The sequence below is a fragment of the Sphingomonas sp. AP28 genome, assembly GCF_056680455.1.
Genome location: NZ_JBWXQI010000003.1, coordinates 203,625 through 209,862, shown reverse-complemented (window position 1 = coordinate 209,862; position 6,238 = coordinate 203,625). Strand labels below are relative to the sequence as shown.

Below are 6,238 nucleotides of genomic sequence, written 5' to 3'. Positions count from 1 at the left end.
CGTCGGGGCTCCCACCAGCTTCACTTAGCAAAGCCGCTTATAGCGGATCGGCCGCAAACCTGCAGTCGGATAAGCGACCGCGTTATCGATAGCACGAGGATTTGGAGCGATTTAGCCGGTAAATCGGGGTGTGTTTCACATTTCGGTAGGTGCTGGCCACCGCGAAGTCGGTGGGGACTCGTGCTATCGGTAACGCCGTGAAAGCCGTTCAAAGACCAGGTGTGCAGTACGAGGTCCAGGCCTTTGAAAAGATGACGAGATCCCGTCATCGTAGTCCGGCTCCTCGGGAAACCAGCCGCGACATCAGGCTCCCGATCGGCGTCGCATCGGTCCCATCGGACATCCCCCGCATGGCGACCGCGCGGCTCGTGTCCTTGAGGCCGTGGAGCGTCCGCCCAAGGTTCAATTCGCCCTTGTCAGCTTTGCTGCTCATTCCGCGAAGATACGCGCCGGGCCGCTGAACCTCGCCGCGCCGGTATTTCTGGATGGTGGCGATGACGGAGGCAGCAGCACCTCGCTGGCCCATGATGCGACAGGCTTCCTTGAACGCGTGATTGCTGATCCCCGACTGGCCCGCAAGCCGCTCCGCGGTGGCGACCACCTCGCCCCACGATCCATCCCGGTGGAGCAGACCGGAACAGAGCTCCGGCGCGATCGACATCATGAATTCCGGGTCGACACCGTGTTTCTCCAGATCGTCGTCGACTGCAGTTTGAGGTTGAGAGGGGAGGGCGTCCCCATTCTCACTACTTCTATCCGCCAAGCCATTACTGGTATCTGCTTTAGCAGATTGGAGTTGGTTTGTAGTTGTAGAGTGGATGTCCTCAGGTCCATCCCAGCATGAACAATCTTCCTGATCGCTAACCATATTGGGGACGGCAATCTTGGCCGAAACAGCCTCGGCAAGACGACGCGCACGCTCTTCGATCTGCTCCACACAGGCCGTCAGAAGGCCGGCATCGCGGACGCAGCGCATCTGGTCGGTGGCCATCAACGCCAACGCGAGATCGTCACCCGCCTTCAAATCGTGAAGGTCGGCGTCGAATGCCGTTTGGGCCAGAGCCCTGATATTCCTGCGGGCAGCGGCAAGGCGCTTGCGGAGCACTGTCAGTGCCGCGTCCTCTGCGGCTCCCGTGGCCGCGCGGGCAGCAAATTCTTGAAGCCTAGTCCCGATCGGAGCGAGCACGATGCCGTAGCCCCACGTGATGAAGCCGTCGGCCCCGCGGCGTCCACCACGATGACCGTTCGGACTATCCCGAAAGCTGATCAGACCGAAGGCCTGTGCCTGGTTCAAGAGCTTTTGAACCTGTCGAACGGTTACGCCCAGCTTTTGCGCGAGCAGGTCGTTCGACGGCCAAACGACGGGGATTTGTCCACCCTGCCAGTCCTGCGGCTTCGTCCAGGCAAACAGGAGATCGATGACGGAGACCACGCGCAGGGGGACGCCCATATAAGGAGCCGCCCTTTTGAGCGCCGCAAGCGCGTTGGAAGGTGCCATTCCGGTCTCGAGCCCGCAAAACTCATCGACAAGCTTCGTCGCCTTGGCGGCATGCTCGTCAAACCGGCGTAGTCCCCGACCGGGGCTTTGGGCAGCAGCCATTGTTCGTTCTCCCTGGGAGGGGAGCCCGTGCAGACACAGCGACACCGTGGCGCCACGGTCGACGCTTTGGGGTAGCAATATGAAAGGGAGCCAGCTAAGTGAGGGTTCTCACATCCGCCCTAGCAGGCGTCCCGAAAAGCCCGGCCTCGTGCCGGGTTTTTCATGTCCGCACAGCGTCCCCCTTGATCGTTGTGGCGCCCGCCCGGGTGGACGGCGGCGGTCAGCGTTGAGCCGATCCACAACGTTGATTGTTAAGCATCGCTGGCGGGTCGGTCGTGCGCGATGAATCGTGCTATCGGTAACGGAACGGGCAATAATCACGTGCTATCGGTAACGAAGCGTCGATCTTCGCTCGTGCTATCGATAACGCCGTGCCGCTGAGACACGTGCTATCGGTAACGCCGTCGCGTTCTCGCTCGTGCTTTCGGTAACGGCGTGAGAATCGTGCGATTCGGCTGTCTTACGTGACATGTAGCGCAGAAGGAGAGCATCCTCCTCTGCGCCGCGCCGGATAGGCGTGGCGGGGCAATCGCAGTTAAGTTAGCGAGGCATTGCAGGTTCGTGCTCGAGATTGGCTGACGCCGTCTGTCCAAGCGGTAGATCGAACGAGACCTTTTCAGTCGTTCGATATGTCACTGATGACCAAAAGAACGGAGTCTAGTGTGAGCCGTAGAAAATCGTCAGCCCGATCTCCGATCCTGTATTCGGGACTCCGCGATTTGAAGATCGAGCCACTGCTCCGAAGCAGCAAGAAGGGGAGCGAGCGTGCCGACGATCAGGCGGCGTCCGTCCTCGGGATCCGTTTGTCTGACTATGTATCCAAGCGCCTCGAGATGCTCGATGTGGCGCAAAGCGGTGGTCGTCGAGCCTCCGCTAAGCTTACAAAGCTGGGACACAGCGATGCGGCGCCGCTCGCACGTGGCCACGTAAAGCTCCAGGATCATGTCCCAGCTCGGATCATAGAAGCGGACCCCGTTGAAGTGGGTCGCCCGCCGACGCCGGCCGACCAACACCGCCCTGGCCTCGGCAAGCCTGCGCTCGGACAGGCCCCTCGCGTCTGGCGGCATAGACAGCAAAGTGTCCTCGATCGCCTTGCGCGGCAGCCGCATGACGACGTCGATCAGGTCGTCTCTTTCAAATGCTGAACCCATAATCGTCGTGATCCGTTTCGGATGTAGGGCTCGGCGTCGCGGGGTAGGCGGAACGTGCCAAGCGCAAGGGCTCCAAGCGCGAGATAGGCATAGATCCCGAGCCCGGTATGATAGGCGAAGAGGGGGATTCCAGGCAGCAATGCGCCGAGAGCGCTCATGAACAGATCGCCGAGCGCAAAACCTGCCGCCCAGATCGGCCAGAAGCGGGTCGTGGTGATGCCCAGCCAGTAGAACCCGAGAGCAACGCCGAAGTCGATGGACATGATGATCACGTCGGCGGGCGCAAGGCGGGCGACGTCGTACAAACGAAGAACCGACGACACCACAGAGGCAACAACATTAATTGCTGCCCCGCAGCGCTCAGGTCGACCGCCCCGGAAGAAAGCAAAACTGCAGATACCCACGAGAGTGGAATTGAACAGTAGTGCCAAAAATATCCCGAGCGACATCGATTCTCCGTTCAGACAATTTACGCTGCCTCCAAGGCCAACTCGGTCAGTGTAGCCGTCGTCGGCTTCGGCGTGCCTTCGCCCCAGTTTGTCTCGGTGAGACCAAGTTGTCGGCCAACCCGCTCAACGGCCAGATGCGCTCGCATAGCCATATGGTCTTGGCCCTCAACCAACGACGCGAGCGCTGCAACAGTTGCCTTCACCGTCCGCTGCGTCATTGCGGGCGAAAGGCTATGCACCTCCGTCGCGTCGAGTGTCGTCAAAAGAAACTGAGCAGTGTCGCGCGCGGCAAGGTTGATCGACCGCTCCGCCTTGCGGAGCTCATCCGCGATTACCCGGCTCGTATTGGAAAGTCCTTGCATTACGGCTCCCTTGGACGACCAGCGCCCATCATAGTGGTTTCAGCCCGAGCAGAAGGAGCAGCGTAACGATCGCCATTCCGGCCGCAGTTAGGCCCAAGGGGGTCACGATCGAGATGATCGCGGTCCAGAAGGCAACCTGCTTCCAGGTGAGCATATTCGCTGCCGCCCCAGCGGTCGGCAACGGGGGGGGAAGCGGGAAAGTTGGTGGCGCGGAAGGTGGGTCGTTTGCAGGGGGTAAAGGCTCTACCCCTCCGTCGTGCTCCGCCAGGAGCCGCGCGGCATCAAAACGGGTCGGCACTCCTAGGATATTATTGGCCTTTAACAGCTGCTTATCGACCGCCCGGTGGCTGCTACCCGTGGCCGCGGCGATCTCCTTCGAGTTGCGGTTCTGAAGCACGAGGCGGAGATAAGACCGTTGCCGATCGGTCAGGCGGGCAATGCGATCCGGCGCGCTTACATCGGGCGTCGGGGTTGGGGGCGCCTGTTCGGCAGGAGGTCTGCCCGGTTCGTTGGTCAGCATGCTCTTGAAAATACTCGCAACGCGGAATGATTCGGCTCCAGATCAGGGATAACTCCTGACGGGCTCTGTCGATCAAATTGACATCGCGAATGAGTTGAGTCGGCGCGCGAACGCGGCGAACAGGTCTCGTTCGAGGGCCCACGACGCCTCGCCGAGTTCTCAATTTCGAAGGTGGCCGAACCCATGCGCACCTCGGCGATCGGCAGCGGCCGCCACTCAGTTCGACTGACGCCCTAGTGAACGGACGGAAATTTGCCGAGAGTTGCGGCTGTGTCGTTCAAGCGCGAGGCCCAAAAGGAAAGGATCTGTCCCTCGGCAGGGCGATCTTCGGCTGTATGCGCGGCAAATTCGGACAGGGTGCGGGCGAGTTCGGCGCCTGTAATCACGCGTTCGCGTTCCAGTATCGTGGCCAAAAGAGCCAGCCAGTCACCATGTGCCTGCACCAGCGCTTCGACCTGAAGCATTCCCGAACCATTTCCGGAGAAACCTTCTGGAGGGCTTTGACGCCGGCGGAACCTCGTAAGCAGACTTTTGATCAAGGACATGGCGCGCGTTCCATCAACCGCCCGTAGCCGGGACGGTTGAACACGCGGGAACACTGGTAACCACGCCCCACGTATTCCCCGCACCGACAAGCAGTAGCAAGGTCTTGTATTTCGCGGGCCGCCCGACGGAAATCGGGGACCCAGCATTCGACCGCACATGCGGGCCAAGGATGGTGTTCAAGCCATGCCCAAGCCACATCACTATGGCACAAGGCTCAGGCGAAAACACGCTGTCATTGCAAATCCAGGCAGACCCCAGCATCCTGCAAGCACGCGTCGCGCTCGTTGCCGGATCGATATGCCGCATGGCGGGCGGCGCGCGAGCGCCATGCGATGACAGCGTGGGGAATCGCTCTGACGATCGGCGCGTCGGTCGCCTTGCTTCACCGGCACCTTCCCGAGCCTGTGCATGAAGCGAGTAATGCAGAGGAGCTAGCGAGGCTTCGGCGAAAGGGCAGCAGCACTTGGCGTTCCCTTCGGCGCACGGGCTCCGGGGCCGCATCGACGCTAATTCGGGTGTTGCTCGCGCGCTGCGCGTCCAAAGGTGTGCCACGTGGCACACCTCACGCGAGGATCGTCACTCATATGGGACGAGACGCCAGAGGCGGCTCGGTCGACGCTAGCGCGTCGATAGAGCCGTGCCCGTAAGGCCGCGCCCGCTTGCTTTTTGGCTCCTGCGGAAAGGCATCGCTTGACCATCCACTGGCCGTGTCACAGCAAGCATGTCGCCCGTCCTCGAAAGTAGTCAGCCAATGTCCCGAACGTCCTTGATGGCAATCCTGAGCTTCGGCATCGCGATCGTATTATCGACCGCGCCAGCGCATGCGCAGTCCGACGAGGATTACATCAACCCCGACCGACCGGGGATCGCGGACGGCAGCACGACGGTGGGCCAGGGCCGCTTCCAGATCGAAACAGCAATTCAGACCGAGTTCCGCCATGACGGCGACGAACATAACCGGACGATGTTTTTCCCCACCCTGCTTCGGTACGGCTTCGCCGACAAACTGGAAGTCCGCGTGGAGGGTAACACCTATTCGTGGATGCGGCAGAAGGACCCTTCCGGAACATCGCACTCGGATGGTTTCGCCCCTACCTCGATCGGACTCAAATACAATTTTGTAGACGCCCCTGAGGGCTCAAAACAGGTCTCGGTCGGTGCGATAGCACGTGTCTTCCCACCATCCGGGTCAGGCGACTTTCGCAACTCTCGGACTACCGGTGATTTTCGGTTGGCTGCGGATTGGGAGTTTGCCGACAAGTGGTCATTGAACCCTAATATCGGTGTTGGCGTCTTTCAGGACGACACGAATCGCACTTATACGGCCGGTCTTTTCGCTGCCACGCTGAACTTCAATCCGAGCAAGACGGTCAATTTCTTTGCCGACACTGGCATTCAGACGCCCGAGGAAAAGGGTGGGAAGACCTCCGTCATCATTGATGGAGGAATGGCTTATATAATCGGGCACGACATTCAGCTCGATCTTAGTGTGGGCACGGGGATTTCGGGCTCCACGCCACCGCACCCCTTCCTCGCTGCCGGATTTTCGAAGCGCTTTTAGGGGGAGGGGCGCAACTCGTTCCTTCAGCGCGATCGGAAGAGGCTTGCTC

The 6,238-nt window shown here is 60.6% G+C and carries 7 protein-coding genes; 1 reads left to right on the top strand and 6 read right to left on the bottom strand.

Translation table 11 applies throughout. From position 1 onward, the window contains the following. Positions 1 to 265: 265 nt before the first annotated feature. From repC to AC1MH0_RS22170, 6 genes are all read right to left on the bottom strand, one after another. Positions 266 to 1,600: a plasmid replication protein RepC gene (repC, locus tag AC1MH0_RS22195; RefSeq protein WP_480966254.1), complete on the bottom strand. Its 1,335-nt coding sequence runs from the start codon at positions 1,598 to 1,600 to the stop codon at positions 266 to 268. A 680-nt stretch (positions 1,601 to 2,280) separates the two neighbouring features. Next, positions 2,281 to 2,751 (bottom strand): MarR family transcriptional regulator, encoded by a 471-nt coding sequence (locus tag AC1MH0_RS22190; RefSeq protein ID WP_267389351.1) that lies wholly within the window; start codon positions 2,749 to 2,751, stop codon positions 2,281 to 2,283. Next, positions 2,721 to 3,200, bottom strand: coding sequence for a hypothetical protein (locus tag AC1MH0_RS22185; RefSeq protein WP_267389352.1), 480 nt, complete (start codon positions 3,198 to 3,200; stop codon positions 2,721 to 2,723). Before AC1MH0_RS22185 ends, AC1MH0_RS22190 begins: the two co-directional genes overlap by 31 nt. Before the next feature lie 20 nt (positions 3,201 to 3,220). Further along, positions 3,221 to 3,562 (bottom strand): hypothetical protein, encoded by a 342-nt coding sequence (locus AC1MH0_RS22180; protein ID WP_267389353.1) that lies wholly within the window; start codon positions 3,560 to 3,562, stop codon positions 3,221 to 3,223. A 28-nt stretch (positions 3,563 to 3,590) separates the two neighbouring features. After that, a complete protein-coding gene (locus AC1MH0_RS22175) occupies positions 3,591 to 4,082 on the bottom strand; it encodes a helix-turn-helix domain-containing protein (RefSeq protein WP_480966253.1) in 492 nt (163 codons plus the stop codon). Between the two features lie 233 nt (positions 4,083 to 4,315). Next, positions 4,316 to 4,627, bottom strand: a complete 312-nt coding sequence (locus AC1MH0_RS22170) for a hypothetical protein (protein WP_480966252.1) — start codon at positions 4,625 to 4,627, stop codon at positions 4,316 to 4,318. 770 nt (positions 4,628 to 5,397) lie between these two features. Between AC1MH0_RS22170 and AC1MH0_RS22165 the strand changes: the two genes are divergently transcribed. Next, on the top strand, positions 5,398 to 6,189 hold the full coding sequence (locus AC1MH0_RS22165; protein ID WP_480966251.1) for a transporter: 792 nt from the start codon (positions 5,398 to 5,400) through the stop codon (positions 6,187 to 6,189). The last annotated feature ends 49 nt before the right edge of the window (positions 6,190 to 6,238 follow it).

What these genes read in the sequence shown, in the direction of transcription:
- repC (WP_480966254.1), bottom strand. Translation starts at nt 1,600, where the DNA reads ATGGCTGCTGCCCAAAGCCCCGGTCGGGGACTACGCCGGTTTGACGAG.
- AC1MH0_RS22190 (WP_267389351.1), bottom strand. Translation starts at nt 2,751, where the DNA reads ATGGGTTCAGCATTTGAAAGAGACGACCTGATCGACGTCGTCATGCGG.
- AC1MH0_RS22185 (WP_267389352.1), bottom strand. Translation starts at nt 3,200, where the DNA reads ATGTCGCTCGGGATATTTTTGGCACTACTGTTCAATTCCACTCTCGTG.
- AC1MH0_RS22180 (WP_267389353.1), bottom strand. Translation starts at nt 3,562, where the DNA reads ATGCAAGGACTTTCCAATACGAGCCGGGTAATCGCGGATGAGCTCCGC.
- AC1MH0_RS22175 (WP_480966253.1), bottom strand. Translation starts at nt 4,082, where the DNA reads ATGCTGACCAACGAACCGGGCAGACCTCCTGCCGAACAGGCGCCCCCA.
- AC1MH0_RS22170 (WP_480966252.1), bottom strand. Translation starts at nt 4,627, where the DNA reads ATGTCCTTGATCAAAAGTCTGCTTACGAGGTTCCGCCGGCGTCAAAGC.
- AC1MH0_RS22165 (WP_480966251.1), top strand. Translation starts at nt 5,398, where the DNA reads ATGGCAATCCTGAGCTTCGGCATCGCGATCGTATTATCGACCGCGCCA.